Origin of the sequence: Bradyrhizobium sp. UNPF46 (genome assembly GCF_006658625.1) — a bacterium.
In the GTDB taxonomy this organism is placed as follows: domain Bacteria; phylum Pseudomonadota; class Alphaproteobacteria; order Rhizobiales; family Xanthobacteraceae; genus Bradyrhizobium; species Bradyrhizobium nitroreducens.
Genome location: NZ_LFJB01000040.1, coordinates 34,259 through 56,445 on the forward strand (window position 1 = coordinate 34,259; position 22,187 = coordinate 56,445).

Consider the following 22,187-nt stretch of genomic DNA (forward strand, 5'->3'; position numbering starts at 1 on the left):
CACCCTACGTCACCTGCACGCCGCACTTCCGCAGCACCGTCTTGGCGAAGCCGAACGGCGCCGGCGTGAACGGACCGGGCGGCGCGCGGGTGATCAGTGCGACGACGCCGAGGGCGGCCACCGCGAGCCAGAAGCACAGCCAGAAGCCGTCGATATAGGCGAGCACATTGGCCTCGCGCTGCACGATGCCTGCCAACGTGCCGACCGCGCGCGCCGGCGCCGATCCAGTCCCATGGGCCGCGAAATGGTCGGCGAGTTGCTTCAATCTCTGCATCACATCGACATCGCCAACGCCGAGGTTCTGGCCGAGATAGAAGGAATGGACTTGCTCGCGGACGCGCAGCCACGTGCCCATCAGCGCCACGCCGATCTCGGCACCGCCAAGCCGCATGATCTGGATGTAGGCGGCGAACGACGTCGCGCGGCTCGGGTCGGAGTTCGACAGCAGCGTGATGATGAGCGGCAGCAAAGTCAGCGACTGCCCGATCGCCTGCAGCAGGACGATGCCGGAGAAATCCTCGCGCGCCCACTCATGGGTGAGCTGCGTGCCCCAGAGATTGGCGGCGGCAAAGCAGGCAAAACCCACAACCACCACGGTGCGTGTATCGAAGTGCCTGAGCAGCCAGATCGAGAGCGGCACCAGCACGAACATCGGCAGCGCGCCATAGACGAGCAGCAGGAGACCGCTCTGCTCCGGCCTGAGCAGCGCGATGGCGGCGAGGAAGTTCGGCACCAGCGACGCATTGGACAGGCTGGTCAGCGTATAGAGCAGGATCAGGACCAGACCCAGGCCGATATTGCGCGAGAACAGCACGTTGACATGTGCCCAGGGCTGCCGGACGAGCGACTCGTTGAGGAGGAATGCTGCGAACAGCGCCGCGCCGGCGACGAGCAGCGCCATCACGGTGCCGGAGCCGAGCCAGTCTAGCCGGTTGCCCTGGTCGAGACCGGCATAGATCATCGAGACGGCCGCGCCGAGCAGCAGCATGCCGCCCCAGTCGGCCTCGCGCAGCAGCGCGCGGTTCACGGGCTCGTTCGGCGTGCCGAGATAGACCATCAGGCCCATCAAGGGCGCGATCACCACACCCTGCCAATAGAGCCATTGCCAGCCGAGATGCTCGACATAGAAACCGACCAGCGAGGTCGAAGTATCCAAGGCGAAACCGACGCGGATCGCGTAGATCGAGATCGCCGGCAGCCACCAGCGGATCGGCAGGTTGCGGAACACGATCATCAGTGTCGCCGGCACGAAGGTGCCGAGCAAAAGGCCGTGCACGACGCTGAAGACCAGCAAGGTCGGATAATCGTGCACGAACGGAATGATCATCGAGATCAGCGCGTAGACGAGGCTCGGAATGCCGAGCACGCGCCGCAGCCCGAACACCGTCGCGAGCCAGGCCACCGCGGGCGCGATGAAGATCTGCGAGCCGATGCCGGCGGTGGAGAGCCAGGCACCTTCGTCGAACGAGAGCGAGAACGCGCCGCGCAGATCGGGCAGGCCGACGGTGGTCAGCCGGCTGTCGAAATTCGCGAGGAACGAGCCGAGCAGCACCGCCGCCACGGCGAACAGCGGCTGCGACGCGACGCCACCGCGCGAGAGCGGCCCGCGATCGCCGTCGTCATTTTCCGCCATTGCCGCCCCTGGTGTCGATGCGGGTGACGACCGACATGCCCGGCACGAGACGCGCCAACAGCGGTTGGCCTTCGTCGAGCTGGATCCGGACGGGAATGCGTTGCACCACCTTGGTGAAATTGCCGGTGGCGTTGTCGGGCGGCAGCAGCGCAACCTGCGAGCCCGTCGCCGGCGCAATGCGCTCGACCTTGCCGCGCAGCGTCTCGCGCGGGAAACTGTCGACGGTGATCTCGACCGTCTGGCCCGGCGCCACGTGCGTGAGCTGGGTCTCCTTGTAGTTCGCGATCACATAGACTTTTGGCAGCGGCACCACGTTGATGAGATTGGTGCCGATATTGACGTAATCGCCGGGCTGCACCTGGCGCTCGCCGACAACGCCGTCGAACGGTGCCGTGATCTTCGTGTAGCCCAGCTTGAGCTTGGCGCCCGCCTGCGTTGCCTTGGCCGCCGCAACGTCGGCGGCGCGCTGCTTCCTGGTGCCTTGCAGGACCTCGAGCTGGTGCTGCTGGGCTGCGATCACCGCGCGGCTGGCGCGCACGTCGGCCTGCGCCTTGGCGTAAGCGGCGACGGCCTGCTCGAATCGCTGCCGCGTGCCGGATTCGGTCTGCGACAGCGATTGCTGGCGCTCCTGCTCCTGCCGCGCCTCGACCTCCAGCGCTTCGGCCGAGAGCCGCGCGGCCTGCGCCTGCGCGATCGTCGCATACTGCAGCTCGATCTGGTTGGCAAGATTGTCGAGTGCGGCCTGCGCGGCGGCGACGTTGGCTTCGGCCTGCGCGACTTGCGCCTCGTAATCGGCGGGATCGATCTGGATCAGGAGATCGCCGGTCTTGACGCGCTCGAAGTCGGTCACGGCGACGGTCAGCACCTCGCCCGAGACGCGGCTCGACAGCCGCGTCAGCTCGGCCCGCACATAGGCGTCATTGGTGGTCTGGACCGGCGCGTTGCCGACCCATTCGTCGAAGCGCAGCGTCGCCAGCGCGACGAAGCCGAGCGCGACGATCACGGCGAATAGCGGGATCGCGAACCGGCTCCACAGCGAAGCGGCCGGCCGCTGTGTCGGCCTGGGCGACGGAGCCGGGGTGGCGGCAGGCGGCGACGACGGAACTTGTTCCTGCTGGCTCACGAGATCACCCCAGACTGCTGCGCGCTCAGCGCGGTTGGTGCGGGACGACCAAGAGCCCGCAACGACCGGTCGTAGCTCAGACCGTCTTCTCCGGCCACCGGCAGAGATCGTTGATCAGGCATACCTCGCAGCGCGGCTTGCGCGCGAGACAGGTATAGCGGCCGTGCAGGATCAGCCAATGGTGGGCATGCAGCATGAACTCGGCCGGGATCACCTTTTCGAGGCCGAGCTCGACCTCCAGCGGCGTCTTGCCGGGCGCAAGTCCGGTCCGGTTGCCGACGCGGAACACATGCGTGTCGACCGCCATGGTGTGCTCGCCGAAAGCCATGTTGAGCACGACATTGGCGGTCTTGCGTCCTGCACCGGGCAAGGACTCGATCTCGGCGCGCGTGCGCGGCACCTCGCCGCCGAATTCGCTGAGGATCTTTGCCGAGAGCGCGATCACGTTCTTCGCCTTGGTGCGGTAGAGGCCGATGGTCTTGATGAAGTCGCGCAGACGCTCCTCGCCGAGGTCGAGCATCTTCCGCGGCGTGTCGGCGACCTCGAACAAGGCACGCGTGGCCTTGTTGACGCCGGCATCGGTGGCCTGCGCCGACAGCACCACGGCGACCAGCAGCGTGAATGGATTGACGTGCTCGAGCTCGCCCTTCGGCTCCGGGTTGGCCTTACGAAAACGGCTGAAGACCTCGTGAACCTCGGCCGGCGTCCAGGGCTTTGAGAAACCGGGTTTTGCCGCCTTGAGCGATTTTTTCGCCGGCGCCGCTCTTGGAGCGGATTTGAGCTTCGCAGCAGCCGACTTTGTCTTGTTCTTCGGCACGGGCGCTTTGCGCGGGGCCGACTTGCGGGTGATTTTCGCCATGATCGGGATATACTGAGGGACGATGAGGCCAGGCAACGAAATTGAGCACAAGCATTTTGAAGATCTGCGCGAGCAGCAGATCTTCTCCGCGCTGCTGACGCCGCACCGCTCGCTCGATCGCACCGGCTTCCTGGCCGTGATGCTGTTCCTGAGCATCGTCAGCTTCGCCACCGGCCTCGTCTTCCTGATGAAGGGCGCCTGGCCGGTGCTCGGCTTCTTCGGCCTCGACGTGCTCGTGGTCTGGTGGGCCTTCAGGGCCAATTTCCGCACCGCGCGGGCGCGCGAGGAGATCACCGTCACGACGAGCGAATTGCGGGTGCGGCGCGTCAGCCACCGCGGCCAGGTCGCGGAATGGACGTTCAACCCGCTCTGGGTCCGGCTCGACATGGAGGTCGACGAGGACTTCGGCATCGAGCATCTCTATCTGATCTCGCGCGGCCATCAGATCCGGATCGCGCGATTCCTGGGGCCGGAGGAAAAGGCAAGTTTTTACAAAGGCTTGGTCGAGGCTCTCAACGCCGCCAAGCGCGGCCCGACCTACAACCCGATCCACTGATTCACGTCGGAAATCGGGTGGTTTCCCACCCGTCCCTCTCCTACATTTCCGATCATGATGACACTCGCCATACATGACCAGCGCCTGACCAAGCCGGGTCCCCAGAACGCCGCGTTGCGCGACTATGATTCGGTGCGCCGGGCAATCGCCTTCATCTCGGAGAACTGGCGCGCGCAGCCGACCATCGAGGCGATGGCGGACGCGGCCGGCGTCACGCCGGATGAGCTGCACCATCTGTTCCGCCGCTGGGCCTCGATCACGCCGAAGGCGTTCATGCAGGCGCTCACACTCGACCATGCCAAGGGCCTGCTCAGGGACTCCGCGAGCATCCTCGACGCCGCGCTCGACTCAGGTCTCTCGGGCCCGGGCCGGCTGCACGATCTCTTCGTCACGCATGAAGCGATGTCGCCGGGCGAATGGAAGAACGGCGGCGCCGGCCTCACCCTGCGCTACGGCTTCCACCCCTCGCCGTTCGGCACGGCGATCGTGATCGCCACCGATCGCGGCCTGTCCGGCCTCGCCTTCGCCGATCAGGGCGAGGAAAAGGTCGCGCTCGCCGACATGACGCGGCGCTGGCCGAACGCCACCTATGTCTGGGATCACGAAGGCACCGCGCCGCTCGCCGCACGCATCTTCGACACGAGACTCTGGCGGCCGGACCAGCCGCTGCGTGTGGTGATGATCGGCACCGATTTCGAGGTGCGGGTGTGGGAGACGCTCTTGAAGATCCCGATGGGCCGCGCGGTGTCGTATTCGGACATCGCCTGCAACATCAATAGCCCGAAGGCCTCACGCGCCGTCGGCGCGGCGGTCGGCAAGAACCCGGTCTCGTTCGTCGTGCCGTGCCATCGCGCGCTCGGCAAGAGCGGCACGCTCACCGGCTACCATTGGGGCATCACCCGCAAGCAGGCGATGCTGGGCTGGGAAGCCGGGCAGCTGGGGATGCAGTAGGTCTTCTCCCTCGCCCCGCTTGCGGGGGGAGGCGAAGAGGTTAGCCCGCCAGGTCCAGCTTCGAGGCCACGGTCGAATCCGCGTTGAGCCGATAGATGATCGGCACGCCGGTCGCGAGCTCGCGCTTCAAGATGCCTTCGGGCGTGAGCTTTTCCAGCACCATGATCAGCGCGCGCAGCGAGTTGCCGTGGGCGGCGACGAGCGTGCGCTTGCCGTTGAGCACGCCGGGCAGAATCTCCTGCACGTAGTACGGCAGCGCGCGCGCGAGCGTGTCCTTCAGGCTTTCGCCGCCGGGCGGCGGCACGTCGTAGGAGCGGCGCCAGATCAGCACCTGGTCCTCGCCCCATTTCTTGCGGGCGTCGTCCTTGTTGAGGCCCGAGAGATCGCCGTAATCGCGCTCGTTCAGCGCGAGGTTCTTCGAGGTCGGCAGACCGGTCTGGCCGAGCTCGCCGAGGATGATATCCAGCGTGTGTTGCGCGCGCGTCAGCACGGAGGTGAAGGCGACGTCGAATTGAAGCCCCTGTGCCTTCAGCTTGCGGCCGGCTTCGGTCGCTTCCTTGACGCCGAGCTCGGTGAGATCAGGATCCTTCCACCCCGTGAACAGGTTCTTCAGATTCCATTCGCTCTGGCCGTGGCGCACGAGCACGAGAAGACGTTCGCTCATTGACTGCTTTCCGTTTCGTTCAGATGTCAGACAGGCCGAGCACGTCGGCCATGGAGTAATGCCCCGGCTTCTTGCCATGCGCCCACAGCGCCGCCTTCAGCGCCCCATGGGCGAACAGCATGCGGTCCTCGGCCTGATGCGACAGCGTCAGCCGCTCGAACGGGCCGAGGAAAGTGACACTGTGATCGCCGGCCACCGTGCCGCCGCGCAAGGAGGCGAAACCGATATTGCCGGGCCTGCGCGCGCCGGTGATGCCGTCGCGACCACGCTCCGAATGATCATCGAGCGTGACGCCGCGGCCGCTCGCGGCAGCCTGCCCCAGCATCAGCGCGGTGCCGGAGGGCGCATCGACCTTCATGCGATGATGGGTCTCGACGATCTCGATGTCAAAACTCTCGTCGAGCGCCTTGGCAACGCGCTTGACCACGGCGGCGAGCAGATTGACGCCGAGGCTCATATTGCCCGATTGCACCACGACGGCGCGATTGGTGACGCTCTTGATCACGGCATTGTCGGAGCCCGACAATCCGGTGGTGCCGACGACATGGACGATGCCCCGCTCGGCGGCGATCGCGACGTTGGCGATGGTCGCCGCCGGGACGGTGAAATCGAGGATGCCGTCGGCCTCCCTCGACATCGCCCAGAGATCGGCCGAGAGCTTGATGCCGTTGGCCGGCAGCCCTGCAAGCACGCCGGAGTCCTTGCCGAGCAGCTCCGAGCCCGGCGCCTCCAGTGCGCCTGCCAGCACCGCACCTTTGCTCTCCGCGATCGCCCGCACCAGCGCGCGGCCCATCCGGCCGCCGGCTCCTGCAACAATCAAGCGCATGTCGGACATGGTTGTGATCCTCTTCGGGGCCGTTTTAGCGGGGGGCGACAGTTCCGGCAACCGAGGGGGCGAGGCAAACGGAGGCGCGCGCAGATCCCGCTTCAGCCGTCCGCCGGCTGCGGGCCGTCATAGCCCTCGATGATGATGAGGTCGGCGATCGAGTGCGGCTGGCGCACCTTGATGTTGGCCTGGTATTCCGGCGAGTTGTAGCAGGCGATCGCGGTCTCGTAGTCCGGGAATTCGATCACGACGTTACGGGTGCGACTGGCGCCCTCGACGGTGGTGAACTTGCCGCCGCGGACGACGAAGCGGCCGCCCCATTTCTTGAAGATCGGACCGTTGGCGACGGCGTAGGGCTTGTAGCCCTCGTCATTGTTCACGTCGACGCGCCCGATCCAGTAACCCTTTGCCATTGTTCTTCTCCCTTGTTCTTGATGGTTAGCCGAGCGCCTGCGCGATCTCGGAATGAATCGCCTCTGCGACGGCCTTGGGGTCGGCGGCTTCCACCACCGGCCGCCCGACCACGAGATAATCGGCGCCCGCGGTGATCGCGCGGCCGGGCGTCATGATGCGCTTCTGGTCGCCACTGGCGGCACCCGCCGGCCGGATGCCTGGCGTGACGAGGCTCATCTGATGGCCGACGATCCTGCGCAAGGCCCCGACCTCCTCGGGCGAGGACACGAGGCCGTCGACGCCGAGCACCTGCGCCTGCTGCGCGCGCGCTTCGACCAGCTCGGAGACGCTGAGCCGATAGCCGGCCGCATGCAGATCGTCGTCGTTGTAGGAGGTCAGCACCGTGACCGCGAGGATCTTCAGGCTGGCGCTGCCGCGGCCTTCGACGGCACCCTTCATGGTCTGCGGATAGGCGTGCACGGTGACGAAGGTTGCACCGAGCTTCGCAACGCTCTCCACGCCACGCGCGACCGTGTTGCCGATGTCGTGCATCTTGAGATCGGCGAAAACCTTCTTGCCCCTGTCGGCGAGCTTGCCGATCAGCGGCAGGCCGCCGGCATAAGCGAGCTGATAGCCGATCTTGTAGAAGGTGACGCTGTCGCCGAGCCGCGCGATCATCGCCTCCGCAGCATCCACGCTCGGCAGATCGAGCGCAACGATCAGGCGGTCCTTCGGGGCGATCTCGGCTGGCGTCATGTCACCTCACATCATGCGTTGGGAAATGTCGATCAATTGCGCGACCAGCTCCTTCAACGCGGCGATATCGCCCTCGTTCTTGAGCTTGTCCATATCGTCATAGGCCTCGTCGGCAAAGGCGAGCGTGAGCTGGCGCGCAATCACATTGGCGTGGCAGGAGGTCAGGATCAGCCTGAGCGCCTGCAGCGCACGGGCCGCACCTAACCGGCTCTGCGAGGCGCCGGCGAGCGCGAAGGCACGGTTGCGGAACACCTCGCCGCGCGCCTCGTGCGGATCCTGCACACGGCTGACCCAGTCGATTGCGTTCTTCAACAGCGGCGGCACCGAGGCATTGTATTCGGGCGAGACGAACAGAACGCCGTGATGGGCGCCGATCATGCGCTTGAGATTGATGGCGTGCTTGGGCACGCCGGACTTGGCCTGGAGATCGCCGTCGTAGATCGGCAGCGGAAAATCGGCGAGCGAAATGCGGGTGACGTCGACGCCGGCCTGGGCGAATTCATAGGCGACCGCTGCCGCCAGCTTCGCATTGTGCGAACCGGTGCGCAGCGAGCCGGGAATGACCAGGATTTTGGGTGCGGGCATCCACGTCCATGCGTTCGGCGAAACGAGCCCGCCGTGCACAGGAGGAAGCCGGCGGAATTAGTCCTTGCGATACACCCAGACGCGGGCCGGCGGAAGGTTCATCCAGATCCGTTCCGAGGCCTCTGTGGACACGCCGGGCAGCGATTTCGGGATCGGCGGCACCACCGCATAGGTGAACTGGACGAAGGGCGCGCCGGGCGCGAGCGCCGTGAAGGCGTCGCGGATCAGCCGCAGCCGGGTCAACATCGGTTTCGTCACGAGCGGCAGGCCGGAGACGACCGCGCTCGCCGGCGCGCTCAGCACGTTCCAGAGCGTGTCACGCAGACGATAGGCATCGCCCTGCACCACCTTGGCCTGCGGATAGCGGTCGCGCAGCAGCGCGCAGAAGCCGGGATTGTACTCAACGAGGACGAGACGCTTCTGATCGACGCCGCGCTCGACCAGCGCGGAGGTGATGGCGCCGGTGCCGGGCCCGAGCTCGACCACGGGCGCGTCCGAATCGACATCGACGTAATGAGCCATGGTCCGGGCCAGCAGCTTGCCCGACGGCATAACCGCGCCCATGTGGAGCGGCTTTTCGATCCACGACCTGAGAAAGCGCACCTCGTCGTCGAGACGAGGCTTCTTCAACGCACGCGCGGACGATGGCAATGGCATGTCTGGACCGGACGGGACCGCGGGACCGCGGCGTGTCAGAAAATGGTCATAAAGACGTATAGGCCGAAGTCGATACGGTCAAGCCGAGTCAACTCGCCCGATTACCGAAGAAATCCTTGACCTTGGCGAAGAAGCCCTCGGACTCCGGCTGGGTATTGCCGGAGGACAGTTTTTCGAACTCGGCCAGCAATTCCTGCTGCTTCTTGGTGAGGTTCTGTGGGGTCTCGACCACCACCTGAACATACATGTCGCCCATCTGGCGCGACCGCAGCACCGGCATACCCTTTGATGCGATGCGGAATCGGCGGTTGGACTGGGTTCCGGCTGGGACCTTCACCTTGGCCTTGCTCTTCTCGATGGTCGGCACCTCGAATTCACCGCCGAGGGCGGCCGTCACCATCGAGATCGGCACACGACAATGCAGATCGGCACCGTCGCGCTGGAAGAACTGGTGCTGAGCCAGTGACAGGAAGATGTAGAGGTCGCCGGGCGGGCCGCCGCGGACCCCGGCCTCGCCTTCGCCGGCGAGCCTGATCCTTGTGCCGTCCTCGACGCCCTGCGGGATGTTGACCGACAGCGTGCGCTCGCGGATGACGCGGCCCTGTCCCGAGCAGGACGGGCAGGCATCCTCGATCATCTGGCCGCGGCCCTGGCAACCCGGACAGGTCCGCTCCAGCGTAAAGAAGCCCTGCGACTGCCGCACGCGGCCAGCGCCGCCACAGGTCGAACAGGTCTTCGGCTTGGTGCCGGCCTTGGCGCCGATGCCCGAGCAGGCCTCGCAGGTGACCGAGACGGGGATCTCGATCTGCGCGGTCTTGCCGCCAAAAGCTTCCTCGAGCGTGATTTCCATGTTGTAGCGCAGGTCGGCGCCGCGCTCGCGGCCGCCACGGCCACGCTGCCCGGCCATGCCGAACAGATCCTCGAAAATGTCGGAGAAGGAGGAGGCGAAGCCCGCGCCGAAGCCGGCACCGCCGCCGCCCTGCTCGAAAGCGGCATGACCGTAGCGGTCATAGGCGGCGCGCTTGTCCTTGTCCTTGAGGACCTCGTAGGCCTCGTTGATTTCCTTGAACTTGACTTCGCTGGTGTCGTCCCCGGGATTGCGGTCGGGGTGAAACTTCATCGCAAGCTTGCGGAACGACGATTTCAGCTTGCTTTCGTCGGCATCGCGTTCGACTTCGAGGGTCTCGTAGTAGCAGCGCTTGGTGGACGTGGACATGTTGAGCTCGGTCTATCCAATCGCGATTCAAGTCGGAGCGAAACGACGTCGCCCCGCGACGATACGGGCAGCCTTCCGCCTCGCGGCGGAAGACGGCATGGCGGCGTTCAGCATAACGGCTGGAAATTGATCGATCGTAACGGGCACTCGTCCCGTTCGTCCCGACACGTCGGCCTCCCCCGAAGGGGAGGAGGCCGGTAGCGCGTGTGGGGTCCAAGCCGTCCGCATGTCACCCTCTCGGGGCTCAGGCGGACTTCTTGTTGTTCTTGTCGTCGTCGACCTCGGTGAACTCCGCGTCGACGACGTCGTCCTTGGCCGCATCCTTCTTGGCGTCGGCCTCGGCCTGCTGCTTGTACATGGCCTCGCCGAGCTTCATCGAAGCCTGCGCCAGCGTCTGGGTCTTGGCCTTGATCGCCTCGGCATCGTCGCCCTTCAGCGCTTCCTTGAGGTCGCTGACGGCATCCTCGATGGCGCGGCGCTCGGTTTCGGCAACCTTCGAACCGTGCTCGGCCAAAGCCTTCTCGGTCGAATGCACCAGACCATCCGCCTCGTTCTTGGCGGTGACGGCCTCGCGGCGCTTCTTGTCCGCCTCGGCATTGGCCTCGGCGTCCTTGACCATCTTCTCGATGTCGGCTTCCGACAGACCGCCGGAGGCCTGGATGCGGATCTGCTGCTCCTTGCCCGTGGCCTTGTCCTTGGCCGACACGTTGACGATGCCGTTGGCGTCGATGTCGAAGGTCACCTCGATCTGCGGCATGCCGCGCGGAGCCGGCGGAATGCCCATCAGGTCGAACTGACCGAGCATCTTGTTGTCGGCCGCCATTTCACGCTCGCCCTGGAAGACGCGGATGGTGACCGCGTTCTGGTTGTCCTCGGCGGTCGAGAACACCTGGCTCTTCTTGGTCGGGATCGTGGTGTTGCGGTCGATGATGCGGGTGAACACGCCGCCCAGCGTCTCGATGCCCAGCGACAGCGGGGTCACGTCGAGCAGCAGCACGTCCTTGACGTCGCCCTGGAGCACGCCGGCCTGGATCGCGGCACCGATCGCCACGACCTCGTCCGGGTTGACGCCCTTGTGCGGCTCCTTGCCGAACAGCTGCTTCACGACTTCCTGGACCTTCGGCATGCGCGACATGCCGCCGACCAGGACGACTTCGCCGATCTCACCGGCGGTGACGCCGGCATCCTTCAGCGCCTTGCGGCAAGGCTCGACGGTCTTCTGCACGAGGTCGTCGACCAGCGCCTCGAACTTGGCGCGGGTGAGCTTCATCGTCAGATGCTTCGGGCCGGTCTGGTCCGCGGTGATGAAGGGCAGGTTGATCTCGGTCTGCGTCGTCGACGACAGCTCGATCTTGGCCTTTTCAGCGGCTTCCTTCAGGCGCTGCAACGCCAGCTTGTCGTTGCGCAGGTTGATGCCCTGCTCCTTCTGGAATTCATCGGCGAGGTAGCCGACGAGGCGCATGTCGAAATCTTCGCCGCCGAGGAAGGTGTCGCCGTTGGTCGACTTCACCTCGAACACGCCGTCACCGATTTCGAGAATGGAGATATCGAAGGTGCCGCCGCCGAGGTCGTACACGGCGATCGTGCCGGCCTTGGTCTTGTCGAGGCCATAGGCCAGCGCAGCCGCGGTCGGCTCGTTGATGATGCGCAGCACTTCGAGGCCCGCGATCTTGCCGGCGTCCTTGGTCGCCTGGCGCTGGGCGTCGTTGAAGTAGGCGGGAACGGTGATGACGGCCTGGTCGACCTTCTGGCCGAGATGGGCTTCCGCGGTCTCCTTCATCTTCTGAAGGATGAAGGCCGAGACCTGCGAGGGCGAGTAGGTCTGGCCGTCGGCCTCGACCCAGGCGTCGCCGTTGGAAGCCTTGACGATCTTGTAGGGGACGAGCTTCTTGTCCTTCTCGACCATCGGGTCGTCGTAGCGGCGGCCGATCAGGCGCTTCACTGCGAAGAAGGTGCGCTCGGGATTGGTGACGGCCTGGCGCTTGGCCGGCTGGCCGACGAGGCGCTCACCGTCGTCCGTGACGGCGACGATCGAAGGCGTCGTCCGCATGCCTTCGGAATTCTCGATGACTTTGGCGTTCTTGCCATCCATCACGGCGACGCACGAATTCGTGGTGCCGAGGTCGATCCCAATGACCTTTCCCATGGTCCTGATATCCTTCTTTTTGCGGCAGGTTGGCTGGGCCCAGAAGGCACCCGAACCGAAACCCCCTAAGATCAAACATTCGCGATATTGCGATGGTTGACGCTCATATAGGAGGGGGGGAGGGGCCCGCAAGGACCGCAGCTAGGTTTCTGCCGCGAAAACATCGGGTTTTGAAAGGCCATATCCGGGCTTCACCGCCCTTGCGGGTGAGGAATTATTAACAGGTCCGGGCATCAGCAAGCCCCCGCTACCGCAAGCCGGCCCGCCCTGTTGCCGCAAGCCCAAACCCGGTAAAAGGCGGACCGGCCGGGGCAGCCACCAGAGCTGCTGCGCGCGACAAAGCGGCCCGGTGGACCACCATCGAACGGCCTCAATGTGAACCAATCAGGGTGCCCATGAAGCTGATCCGTCCCCTCGCCGCGCTCGCCCTTCTCGTTAGCTCCGCGTTTCCGGCCCTCGCCGCCGACGCCGTGTTTCCGCCCGGCTTGCGCCTCGGCATGGTGCCGTTGGTCGGCCTCAACACGGCCAAGACCTTTCCGGGCTTCGAAAGCGAGGACGGCAGCGTCAAGGTGCTGATCACCGAGCTGCCGCCGGCGGCCTATGGCGAGGTCGTGAGCGCCTTCAACTCCAATCCGACCGGCGCCAATGGCGTCAAGCAGGACAAGATCGAGACGCCCGCGGGCCTCGCCTATTTCACCACCGAGAGCGGCAAGGCCGGGGAGACCCCGGTGAAGCGCTATTCGATGATCGTGCCGGGCGCCGGCTTCTCCGGCTATGTCGCGGTGCAGATCCCGGAGAACGCGACCAAGATCTACACGGACGAGGCGGTGCGGCAGATGTTTGCCAGCGCCGCGACCCGCAAGCAGGTCTCGGCCGAGGAGCAGATCGCGCTGATGCCGTTCAAGATCACCGATCTCGCCGACTTCAAGGACATCCGCACGCTGGCGCCGGGCTCCAGCATCATCCTCGCCGACGGCGACGAGAGCACCGGTTATGAATCGAAGCCGTTTATGATCCTCGGCCTGATCGGCGCCACGCCGCAGGCCGCCGACGACCGCGCCCGCTTCGCCCAGGAGGCGGCGCTGCAGATCCCGGGCGTGCGCGAATCCCGCGTCACCATGTCCGAGCCGATCCGCATCAACGGCCAGCAGGGCTTCGAGACCCGGATCGACGGCATCAGCGGCAAGGACAAGACCCCGGTCACCGTGGTGCAGTGGATCCGCTTCTCGAGCGGCGGCGCCTCGCTCCGCATCATCGCCAGCGCCCCGCGCGAGCAGTGGCAGGCCGCCTTCACCCGCTTCCGCGCCGTGCGCGACGGGATTCAGCCGAAGGGCTAGGTTGAGGCGGCCCTACACACTCGGTGTCGTCCCCGCCTAGTTGCGCAATTGCGCACGGGGGGCGGGGATCCATACCGCGTGATCTCGCGGTTACAAGAGGTATTCGCCAAACTCCTCCCTGTGGTTATGGATCCCGGGCTCGCGCTTTGCGCGCCCCGGGATGACGATGCTGTTGGCTTGTCAGCCCAACCCATCACCAAAGCCGGCCGCATTTTCAGGCTTCTGTTCGTATACGAACGGAACTAGGCTTCGCTTCCGTTGGATCATCCTAAGGGGAGGCGAACGATGCTCGATCGACGACAAATCCTCGCGGCGCTGGGCACGACGGCGCTGGCGACCCTCGCGCCGACCGCACTCTTTGCAGCGACATCGATCAAGCCGGACGAAAGCTCCGCGCTGCTCGTGATCGACGTGCAAAACTGCTTCCTGCCGGGCGGCAGCCTCGCCGTAAAGGAAGGCGAGCAGGTGGTGCCGGTCATCAACAAGATCTCGAAGGCGTTTGCGAACGTGGTGATGACGCAGGACTGGCACACGCCGGGCCACGTCTCGTTTGCGTCGGTACATTCCGGCAAGAAGCCGTTCGAGACCGTGGACCTTCCCTACGGCAAGCAGGTGCTGTGGCCTGACCATTGCGTGCAGGGCACCGACGGCGCCTCACTGTCGAAGGACCTGTCCATCCCCCACGCCGAACTCATCATCCGCAAGGGCTTTCACAAGGACGTCGACAGCTATTCGGCCTTCCTCGAAGCCGACGGCAAGACCTCGACGGGCCTTGCGGGATATTTGAAGGGCCGCAAGATCAAGCGTGTCTTCGTCGCCGGGCTCGCGACAGACTTCTGCGTCGCCTGGACCGCGCTGGACGCGCGCAAGGCGGGCTTCGAGGTCTATGTGGTGGAAGACGCCTGCCGCGGCATCGATACCCAGGGCTCGCTGGCAAAGGCCTGGGCCGACATGGCCAAGGCCGGCGTGAAGCGGATTCAATCGGGTGATATCGCGGTGAACGCGTAGGATTTCCGAGCTGCCATTCCGGGGCGGCTGGAGGAGCCGAACCCGGAATGACGCCAAAACTCAATTCGGCGCGCCGCTCGACTCGTTGTTGTTCGCGGCCGGCGCGGGTTTTGCGCCGCCCTTGGCGACACCGACGAGAGCCGGGCGCAGCACGCGATCGCCGATGGTGTAGCCGGCCTGCATGATCTGCACGACCGTGCCCGACGGCACCGACGCATCGGGCACTTCGTACATTGCCTGGTGAAAGTTCGGGTCGAACTTCTGGCCCTGCGGATCGAGCTTCTTCACGCCGTGCTTCTCCAGCGCGCTGAGCAGCGCGCGCTCGGTAAGCTCGACGCCCTCGATCAGCGAGGTCAGTCCGGGATCGGCGGCGGCACGCGCCTCGGCCGGAACGGCATCGAGCGCACGCTGGAGATTGTCGGCGATGTCGAGCACGTCACGGGCAAAGCCGGTGATGCCGTAGAGGCGGGCGTCGGCGACTTCCTTCGTGGTGCGCTTGCGCAGATTCTCCATCTCGGCCAGCGTCCGCAGCACACGGTCGCGCGCCTCGGCGACTTCCTTCTGCAGGGTTTCGACCGAGCCGGGCTCGGGATCGTCGGGCATGATGTAGGGCTTCGACACCACGGGCTCGCCAGTCGGCGCGGCCGCGTCTTCGGGTTGCCGGTCTCGATCGGTCATCGGCTGTAATCTCGAACTCGTTTCCAGGGATTGTTGGCCCGGATATCGTGCTTTGAGCAGCGAAAATCAAGCGCCCGTGATCGGATCAAACGCCGGTCAGCCCCCCAGCAGGCGACTGACGATGCGGGCGGCATAATCCACGGTCGGGATCACGCGGGCATAATTCAGCCGCGTCGGGCCGATCACGCCGAGAACGCCGACGATGTGGCCGGCGGCATCCCGATAGGGCGAGATGATGGTGGAGGAGCCCGACAGGGAAAACAGTTTGTTCTCCGAACCGATAAAGATGCGCACGCCCTCGGCGGTCTCGGCACGGCCGAGCAGGTCGATCACGCCCCGCTTGGTCTCGAGGTCGTCGAACAACAGGCGCACCCGCTCCAGATCCTCCAACGCGTGCAGATCTTCCAGCAGATTGGCGTGGCCGCGGACGATGAGCTGGCGGTCCTCGTTCTCGCCGCCGGACCAGCTGGCGATGCCGGCCGAAATCACCTTCTGCGTCAGCTGATCGAGCTCGGCGCGGGCCTCGCCAAGCGCTGTCTCGAGCTCGAGCCGCGCCTCGGCCAGCGTCCGGCCGCGAATCCGCGCATTGAGGAAATTGCCGGCTTCGGTGATCGCCGACGAGGGAACCCCAGGGGGCAGCGTCAGCACGCGGTTCTCGACCTGGCCGTCCTCGCCGACCAGGATCACCAGGGCCTTTTCAGGTTCCAGGCGGACGAATTCGATGTGCTTCAGCCGCGCATTGGATTTGGGCGTCAACACCACCGCCGCCGCTCGCGTCAGTCCGGACAGCCGCGTCAGCGCCTGGTCCAGCGCGGCCTCGACCGAGTGCGCCTGACCGACGGACGTGAGCTGGCTCTGGATCGACTGCCGTTCGGCCTCGTTGAGGTCGCCGACCTGCATCAAGGCATCGACGAAGAAGCGCAGGCCGAGTTCCGTCGGCAACCGGCCGGCGGAGGTGTGCGGCGCATAGATCAGGCCGAGCTGTTCCAGATCGGCCATGACGTTGCGGACCGAGGCCGGCGATAGCGGCATGGCGATCAGGCGGGAAATGTTGCGGGAGCCCACCGGCTCACCGGTCGCGAGATAACTTTCGACAATTTGACGAAAGATGTCGCGGGAACGCTCGTTGAGCTGGGCAAGGCCTGCGCGCGGCGCGATCAGATGGATCGGATCGTGATGGGCCACAGACGGTAACTCCTCTCAGATACTTGTAATTTGTATATCCCCGAGGGTTCTGACAAGCGCCGCGTTCGCGGACCCGAAAACAGGGGTGAAAAGACCTTGCCGCGCACCCCCACCCCACCTACAAGCACCGCCAACAGCCTTTCCCGTGAGTTTTGGAGGATTTCCCATGCGGCCAAGCGGCCGTGCGCCCGACGAACTGCGCCCCGTCACCCTGGAGCGCGGCGTGGTCAAATATGCGGAAGGCTCGTGCCTGGTGAAATTCGGCGACACCCATGTGCTGGTCACCGCCACGCTGGAAGACCGCCTGCCGCCATGGCTGAAGGGCCAGGGCCGCGGCTGGGTCACCGCCGAATACGGCATGCTGCCGCGCGCGACCTCCGAACGCACCCGCCGCGAGGCCGCCGCCGGCAAGCAGAGCGGCCGCACCGTCGAGATCCAGCGCCTGATCGGCCGCGCGCTTCGCACCATCGTCGACCTCGAAGCGCTCGGCGAGCGCCAGATCACGGTCGATTGCGACGTGCTCCAGGCCGACGGCGGCACCCGCACGGCCTCGATCACCGGCGCCTGGGTCGCGCTCGCCGACTGCATCAACTGGATGAAGGCGCGCAACATGATCAAGGCCAACGTGATGCGCGACAACGTCGCCGCGATCTCCTGCGGCATCTACAACGGCACGCCGGTGCTCGATCTCGACTATGCCGAGGATTCGGAAGCGCAGACCGACGCCAATTTCGTCATGACCGGCGACGGCCGCATCGTCGAGGTGCAGGGCACCGCGGAGCGCGAGCCGTTCACCCAGGACGAGTTCCTGGCGCTGATGGCGCTGGCGCAGAAGGGCATTGCGCGGCTGGTGGACTTGCAGAAGCTGGCCGTGGCGTAGTCAATAAGCCATGCACCGCCGAATCACCGGAAAGCTCGTCATCGCAACCCATAATCCCGGCAAGCTGGCCGAGATGCGGGAGCTTTTGGCGCCTCACGGCGTCGAGGCGGTGTCGGCCGGCGAGCTCGGCCTCGCCGAACCGGACGAGACCGGCGACGATTTCCGCAGCAACGCCGCGATCAAGGCAATCGCGGCGGCGCAGGCGACCGGGCTTCCGTCCTTCGCCGACGATTCCGGCATCGTGGTCGATGCGCTCGACGGCGCGCCCGGAATCTACAGCGCGCGCTGGGCCGGTCCGTCCAAGGATTTCAACGCGGCGATGGCGCAGATCGAGCGCCTGCTGCAGGAGCGTGGTGCCACCACGCCCGCAAAGCGCACCGCGCATTTCGTCTCCGCGCTCTGCGTCGCCTGGCCCGACGATCATCTCGAAGAGGTCGAGGCCCGCGTCGACGGCACGCTGGTGTGGCCGCCACGCGGCACCGCCGGCTTTGGTTACGATCCGATGTTCCTGCCCAACGGTCACGATCGCACCTTCGGCGAGATGGAAAGCATCGAGAAGCACGGCCTGCCGCCGCTCGGCCTCGGCCTGTCGCACCGGGCCCGCGCCTTCGTGAAACTGGCGGAGATCTGCCTTGAGCCACGCTAACCAAGCTTTCGGCGTTTACGTGCACTGGCCGTTCTGCCTGTCGAAGTGTCCTTATTGCGACTTCAACAGCCATGTCCGCCACGCCGCGATCGACGAGGCGCGGTTTGCGTCCGCCTTCGCGCGCGAGATCGCGACGACCGCCGAACGCGCGCCCGGCCGCGAGGTCACCTCGATCTTCCTCGGCGGCGGCACACCGTCGCTGATGCAGCCCGCAACCGTCGGCGCGGTGCTTGACGCCATCAGCAAGCACTGGACCGTTGCGAAGGACGCCGAAGTCACGCTGGAAGCGAACCCGACCAGCGTCGAGGCCACGCGCTTTGCCGGCTATCGCGCAGCCGGCGTCAACCGCGTCTCGCTCGGCGTGCAGGCGCTCGATGATGCCTCGCTCAAAGCGCTGGGCCGCATGCACAGCGCGCGCGAAGCGCTCGATGCCGTCGCCATCGCGCGCCGCTCGTTCGACCGCTATTCGTTCGACCTGATCTACGCCCGGCCCGACCAGACGCCGGCGATGTGGGCCGATGAACTTCGGCTCGCGGTGAGCGAGGCCGCCGAGCACCTGTCGCTCTATCAATTGACGATCGAGGAAGGCACGCCGTTCTTCGGCCTGCACCAGGCCGGCAAGTTGAAGACGCCGGATGAAGCGCTCGCGCGCGCGCTCTACGACGTCACGCAGGAGACCTGCGACAAGCTCGGCCTGCCCGCCTACGAGATCTCCAATCACGCGCGGCGCGGCGCCGAATGCCGGCACAATCTGGTCTACTGGCGCGGCGAGGAATATGCCGGCATCGGCCCCGGCGCGCACGGGCGGCTCGACATCGACGGCATCAGACACGCCACCGCCACCGAGAAGCGTCCCGAGGCCTGGCTGATGCGGGTCGAGACCAACGGCCACGGCGTGGTCACCGACGATCTCCTCAATAGCGAAGAACGCGCCGACGAATTTTTGCTGATGGGATTGCGCCTCGCCGAAGGCATCGACCCCGAGCGCTACAAGGCACTCTCGGGCCGCCCGCTCGATCCCAAGCGCATCGCACTGTTGCGCGAGGAAGGTGCGATCACCGTCGATGCGACGGGACGACTGCGCGTAACGAGCAGCGGTTTTCCCGTGCTGGATGCGGTGGTCGCGGATCTCGCGGCCTAACGCAACCTACAGCCGTTGTCCTGAGCTACGCCCCAAAACTCTTTGGCGAGCCGGCGACCGCAACGCCGCCACCCTGCGTCACCTTCATCACCGCAAGGCCGCGCTCGTTGGTGCCGTCGGCGCGGAAACGGAACAGGCCGTCGATGCCGGCGAAGCCGGAAGGGTTGGTCAGCACGTCGGGCGAGAAGCGCGTGGTGCCTTGCGTGCGCGCGAGCGCGGCGACGAGCGCGACCGCATCATAGGCCAGCGTCGCGGTGCGGATCGGCTCGGCGCCGTATTTGGTGCGATAGCGGCCGGAGAAAGCGCGGAAGCCGGCGGGATCCGGCGCGGCGTAAAGCCCGCCCTGAAGCGCCGGGCTGGCATAGACGCGGGGATTATCCCACAGGCCGGTGCCGAGCAGCTGGATGTTGCGCAAATTCGCGCCCGCGGCCGTCATCGCATCCGCAACGGTGACAACGGCATCGCCGTCGTCGGCAATGAACAGCGCATCGGCACCGCCCAGCTGCTGCGCCACGGTGCGCGCCGGCGTGGCGCGATCGGCGCCGTATTTCTCGAAGGCGACGATGCGCCCGCCACGGCGCGGCACCGCCGCCTTCACCGCGGCTTCGACGACATTGCCATAGGCGTTGTCGGGCACCAGCACGGCAACCGAGCGCTTTCCGATGCTGGCGGAATATTCGACGATGCGATTGACGTCGGACTCCGGCAGGAAGGACAGCAGATAGACGCCGCGGCCGGCGATGCTGGAATCGGTCGAGAACGCGATGACGGAAATGCCGCGCGTGCGTGCGACCTGGGCCACCGCCGGCACCGACTGCGCGAACAACGGTCCCAGAATGATCTCGGCGCCCTCGTCAACGGCCTGCTGCGCACCGGCCTGTGCGCCTTGCGGGCTGCCATTGTCGTCCTTGATCAGGAGCTGGATGTTCGGATTCTGGAACTCGGCCAGCGCCATCTCGGCGGCATTGCGCATGGATTGCGCGGCAAGGCCGGCATTGCCCGCAGCCGAGAGCGGCAGGATGACGGCGACCTTGACCCCGCCGGTGCCCGCGGTCGTCCCCTGTTGCGGGGGACCCGCCGGCTGGGCCGGAGGCGGTGAGCTCGAGAACGGGTTGGAGAACTGGCTGAGACTCTGCTGCACCCCGGCGCAGGCCGATAGCAGGGGTGTGCCAAGCAGCAGGCCGAGTGCACTCCGCCGGGTCGCCCCTGGCATCCGGGGCCCCTGAACGGGAGACTTCAAATCGCGCGGGCCCAGCATGGCAGCTTCTCTTCTGACCAGCGATCGCCAGCCGGTCACAACACTCGTCCCGCGACACAAGCCGCGGATTCAGGCATATTGTCGGCAAATAGTTAACTAAAACAAAAGGATAATAACCGCTTAACGCGGCCGCACCTTAAAGTCCTGGCTAGCTGTCCGCCGTCCCTACCCAGCATCAAGGCGGCCTTTCCGCCGTGAATATGACGCTGGTGCTTCATTCCCTCGGGAATGTGACGCTTGTCGGATCACATTCCAGTCTTTCCTCGCCCCTTGCCTCGGCACGATCTTTTTCGAAGAGCCGGTTCCCAGCCCTCGGGATCGTGCCTAAGTTGACTTCATTATGCGCGCAAAGCCGGCTCCGATAAATACGCCTGAAGCCCAAGACACCGCCTCGCGCGGTTTCTCCATCGATGCCCATCGGCTTCCGGCGCCCAAGGCGGCACCGGGCCTCCATCTGGTCGCGACCCCGATCGGCAATCTCGGTGATATCACGCTGCGCGCGCTTCAAACGCTCGCCGGCGTCGATGTCATCTTCTGCGAAGACACCCGCATCACGCGGCGCCTGACCGAGCGCTACGCCATTGCGAGCCAGCTCAAGCAATATCACGAGCACAACGCCGAGGCCGCCCGGCCAAAGATCCTGGAGGTACTTGCGGCAGGCGGCTCGGTCGCGCTGGTCTCGGACGCCGGCACGCCGCTGATCTCCGATCCCGGCTTCAAGCTGGTGCGCGAGGTCTGCGCCGCCGGCCATGCAGTACATGCGCTGCCCGGCCCATCCTCGGTCCTGGCGGCCTTGTCGGTGGCGGCACTGCCGACCGACCGCTTCTTTTTCGAAGGTTTCCTGCCGGCGAAATCTGCGGCGCGCCGCGCGCGGCTGGCCGAGCTTGCGCGGATCGACGCGACATTGGTGATGTTCGAATCCGGCAACCGGATGCAGGCCACCTTGACCGATCTGGCCGAGATCATGGGGGAGCGAGAGGCCGCGGTCTGCCGCGAGCTCACGAAATTGCACGAGGAGGTCAGGCGCGCACCGCTCGCCGAGCTCGCGCGACAAGCCGACGCGCCGGAGACGCGCGGTGAATTCGTTCTGGTGATCGCTCCGCCAGCGGCCGACGCCAATGTGCTCGCATCGGATGCGCTCGACAACCTCCTGCGCGAGCAACTCGCCGCGCACAGTGTCAAGGATGCCGTCGCGCATGCCGTCGCGCTCTCGGGCCGGCCGCGCCGCGAGGTCTATGCCCGCGCACTCGAGCTCGCAAAGGATCTGCGAGGCGGCGATGGCGAAGGCTGAGGTTCCGAAGGAACCCAAGATCGCCTCGCCCGAGCGCGTCGCCGCGTTCCGTACCGGCATCTCGGCCGAAAGCCGCGCCGCCGCCTATCTCATGGCCAAGGGCTATCGCATCCTCGCCAAGCGTTTCCGCACGCCGCATGGCGAGATCGACCTCGTGGCGCGACGACGCAACCTGATCGCCTTCGTCGAGGTCAAGGCCCGCGCCAGCCTCGATGACGCCGCCTATGCGGTGACCCCGCGCCAGCAGCAGCGCATCATCGACGCCGCGCAAGGCTGGCTCGTAGCGCATCCCGAGCATGCCGAATTCGAATTGCGATTCGACGCCATGCTGATTGCGCCGCGCTCACTTCCGCGCCATGTGTTGGCGGCATTCGACGCCTCGACCTGAAAGGCAGACC

23 protein-coding genes are annotated in these 22,187 nt (G+C 65.9%); 9 read left to right on the top strand and 14 right to left on the bottom strand.

Annotation, left to right across the window (positions count from 1 at the left end; genetic code table 11):
* Positions 1-4: 4 nt before the first annotated feature.
* The 3 genes from UNPF46_RS16415 to nth all read right to left on the bottom strand — a co-directional run bounded on the left by UNPF46_RS16415 (position 5) and on the right by nth (position 3,615).
* Complete coding sequence (locus tag UNPF46_RS16415) at positions 5-1,633, bottom strand: MFS transporter (RefSeq protein ID WP_142250697.1); 1,629 nt, start codon at positions 1,631-1,633, stop codon at positions 5-7.
* On the bottom strand, positions 1,620-2,756 hold the full coding sequence (locus UNPF46_RS16420; RefSeq protein ID WP_142250698.1) for an HlyD family secretion protein: 1,137 nt from the start codon (positions 2,754-2,756) through the stop codon (positions 1,620-1,622). Before UNPF46_RS16420 ends, UNPF46_RS16415 begins: the two co-directional genes overlap by 14 nt.
* 76 nt (positions 2,757-2,832) lie before the next feature.
* The gene (gene nth / locus UNPF46_RS16425; protein ID WP_142250699.1) at positions 2,833-3,615 is read right to left on the bottom strand and encodes an endonuclease III; all 783 of its coding nucleotides are present in this window, start codon (positions 3,613-3,615) and stop codon (positions 2,833-2,835) included.
* Positions 3,616-3,637: 22 nt separating this feature from the next.
* Between nth and UNPF46_RS16430 the strand changes: the two genes are divergently transcribed.
* Together UNPF46_RS16430 and UNPF46_RS16435 are read left to right on the top strand one after the other, a co-directional pair.
* The gene (locus UNPF46_RS16430) at positions 3,638-4,171 is read left to right on the top strand and encodes a DUF2244 domain-containing protein (protein WP_142250700.1); all 534 of its coding nucleotides are present in this window, start codon (positions 3,638-3,640) and stop codon (positions 4,169-4,171) included.
* Positions 4,172-4,225: 54 nt separating this feature from the next.
* On the top strand, positions 4,226-5,122 hold the full coding sequence (locus UNPF46_RS16435; protein WP_142250701.1) for a methylated-DNA--[protein]-cysteine S-methyltransferase: 897 nt from the start codon (positions 4,226-4,228) through the stop codon (positions 5,120-5,122).
* Positions 5,123-5,162: 40 nt separating this feature from the next.
* Here the strand turns inward: UNPF46_RS16435 and UNPF46_RS16440 are convergent, their stop codons facing one another.
* The 8 genes from UNPF46_RS16440 to dnaK all read right to left on the bottom strand — a co-directional run bounded on the left by UNPF46_RS16440 (position 5,163) and on the right by dnaK (position 12,365).
* Positions 5,163-5,786: a 2,3-bisphosphoglycerate-dependent phosphoglycerate mutase gene (locus UNPF46_RS16440; protein ID WP_142250702.1), complete on the bottom strand. Its 624-nt coding sequence runs from the start codon at positions 5,784-5,786 to the stop codon at positions 5,163-5,165.
* A gap of 19 nt (positions 5,787-5,805) precedes the next feature.
* On the bottom strand, positions 5,806-6,621 hold the full coding sequence (gene dapB, locus UNPF46_RS16445) for a 4-hydroxy-tetrahydrodipicolinate reductase (RefSeq protein ID WP_100175224.1): 816 nt from the start codon (positions 6,619-6,621) through the stop codon (positions 5,806-5,808).
* A 92-nt stretch (positions 6,622-6,713) separates the two neighbouring features.
* Positions 6,714-7,025 carry a DUF1330 domain-containing protein gene (locus tag UNPF46_RS16450; RefSeq protein WP_100175225.1) on the bottom strand — a complete coding sequence of 104 codons (312 nt, stop codon included), beginning with the start codon at positions 7,023-7,025 and terminating at the stop codon, positions 6,714-6,716.
* 25 nt (positions 7,026-7,050) lie between these two features.
* Positions 7,051-7,761, bottom strand: a complete 711-nt coding sequence (pyrF, locus tag UNPF46_RS16455; protein ID WP_142250703.1) for an orotidine-5'-phosphate decarboxylase — start codon at positions 7,759-7,761, stop codon at positions 7,051-7,053.
* Between the two features lie 6 nt (positions 7,762-7,767).
* On the bottom strand, positions 7,768-8,346 hold the full coding sequence (locus tag UNPF46_RS16460; RefSeq protein WP_100180959.1) for an NADPH-dependent FMN reductase: 579 nt from the start codon (positions 8,344-8,346) through the stop codon (positions 7,768-7,770).
* Between the two features lie 57 nt (positions 8,347-8,403).
* A complete protein-coding gene (locus UNPF46_RS16465; protein ID WP_027534962.1) occupies positions 8,404-9,003 on the bottom strand; it encodes a class I SAM-dependent methyltransferase in 600 nt (199 codons plus the stop codon).
* 88 nt (positions 9,004-9,091) lie between these two features.
* Positions 9,092-10,219 carry a molecular chaperone DnaJ gene (dnaJ, locus tag UNPF46_RS16470; RefSeq protein WP_142250704.1) on the bottom strand — a complete coding sequence of 376 codons (1,128 nt, stop codon included), beginning with the start codon at positions 10,217-10,219 and terminating at the stop codon, positions 9,092-9,094.
* 244 nt (positions 10,220-10,463) lie between these two features.
* Positions 10,464-12,365, bottom strand: coding sequence for a molecular chaperone DnaK (gene dnaK, locus UNPF46_RS16480; protein WP_100175229.1), 1,902 nt, complete (start codon positions 12,363-12,365; stop codon positions 10,464-10,466).
* A gap of 395 nt (positions 12,366-12,760) precedes the next feature.
* On the opposite strand from dnaK, the gene UNPF46_RS16485 reads away from it, so the two are divergent.
* Both UNPF46_RS16485 and pncA read left to right on the top strand, forming a co-directional pair.
* Positions 12,761-13,702 carry a hypothetical protein gene (locus UNPF46_RS16485; RefSeq protein ID WP_174718745.1) on the top strand — a complete coding sequence of 314 codons (942 nt, stop codon included), beginning with the start codon at positions 12,761-12,763 and terminating at the stop codon, positions 13,700-13,702.
* Between the two features lie 285 nt (positions 13,703-13,987).
* Positions 13,988-14,710: a bifunctional nicotinamidase/pyrazinamidase gene (gene pncA / locus UNPF46_RS16490; protein ID WP_142250705.1), complete on the top strand. Its 723-nt coding sequence runs from the start codon at positions 13,988-13,990 to the stop codon at positions 14,708-14,710.
* A 60-nt stretch (positions 14,711-14,770) separates the two neighbouring features.
* Here the strand turns inward: pncA and grpE are convergent, their stop codons facing one another.
* Positions 14,771-15,388 (bottom strand): nucleotide exchange factor GrpE, encoded by a 618-nt coding sequence (gene grpE, locus UNPF46_RS16495; protein WP_142250706.1) that lies wholly within the window; start codon positions 15,386-15,388, stop codon positions 14,771-14,773.
* Between the two features lie 96 nt (positions 15,389-15,484).
* Positions 15,485-16,573 carry a heat-inducible transcriptional repressor HrcA gene (hrcA, locus tag UNPF46_RS16500; RefSeq protein ID WP_100175233.1) on the bottom strand — a complete coding sequence of 363 codons (1,089 nt, stop codon included), beginning with the start codon at positions 16,571-16,573 and terminating at the stop codon, positions 15,485-15,487.
* Between the two features lie 166 nt (positions 16,574-16,739).
* On the opposite strand from hrcA, the gene rph reads away from it, so the two are divergent.
* The 3 genes from rph to hemW are packed head-to-tail and all read left to right on the top strand — an operon-like array spanning position 16,740 to position 19,240.
* Complete coding sequence (rph, locus tag UNPF46_RS16505) at positions 16,740-17,453, top strand: ribonuclease PH (protein WP_142250707.1); 714 nt, start codon at positions 16,740-16,742, stop codon at positions 17,451-17,453.
* A 10-nt stretch (positions 17,454-17,463) separates the two neighbouring features.
* A complete protein-coding gene (rdgB, locus tag UNPF46_RS16510) occupies positions 17,464-18,099 on the top strand; it encodes an RdgB/HAM1 family non-canonical purine NTP pyrophosphatase (protein ID WP_100175235.1) in 636 nt (211 codons plus the stop codon).
* Entirely contained in the window at positions 18,086-19,240 is a 1,155-nt protein-coding gene (gene hemW, locus UNPF46_RS16515) for a radical SAM family heme chaperone HemW (RefSeq protein ID WP_142250708.1), read from the top strand. The genes rdgB and hemW overlap by 14 nt, the downstream gene beginning before the upstream one ends.
* A 25-nt stretch (positions 19,241-19,265) precedes the next feature.
* Here the strand turns inward: hemW and UNPF46_RS16520 are convergent, their stop codons facing one another.
* Positions 19,266-20,498, bottom strand: coding sequence for a penicillin-binding protein activator (locus UNPF46_RS16520; RefSeq protein WP_174718746.1), 1,233 nt, complete (start codon positions 20,496-20,498; stop codon positions 19,266-19,268).
* Positions 20,499-20,838: 340 nt separating this feature from the next.
* Here UNPF46_RS16520 and rsmI point away from each other — a divergent pair, with 340 nt between their 5' ends.
* Positions 20,839-21,789, top strand: a complete 951-nt coding sequence (rsmI, locus tag UNPF46_RS16525) for a 16S rRNA (cytidine(1402)-2'-O)-methyltransferase (protein ID WP_142250709.1) — start codon at positions 20,839-20,841, stop codon at positions 21,787-21,789.
* Positions 21,776-22,177 (top strand): YraN family protein, encoded by a 402-nt coding sequence (locus UNPF46_RS16530; RefSeq protein ID WP_100175239.1) that lies wholly within the window; start codon positions 21,776-21,778, stop codon positions 22,175-22,177. Before rsmI ends, UNPF46_RS16530 begins: the two co-directional genes overlap by 14 nt.
* Positions 22,178-22,187: the final 10 nt, after the last annotated feature.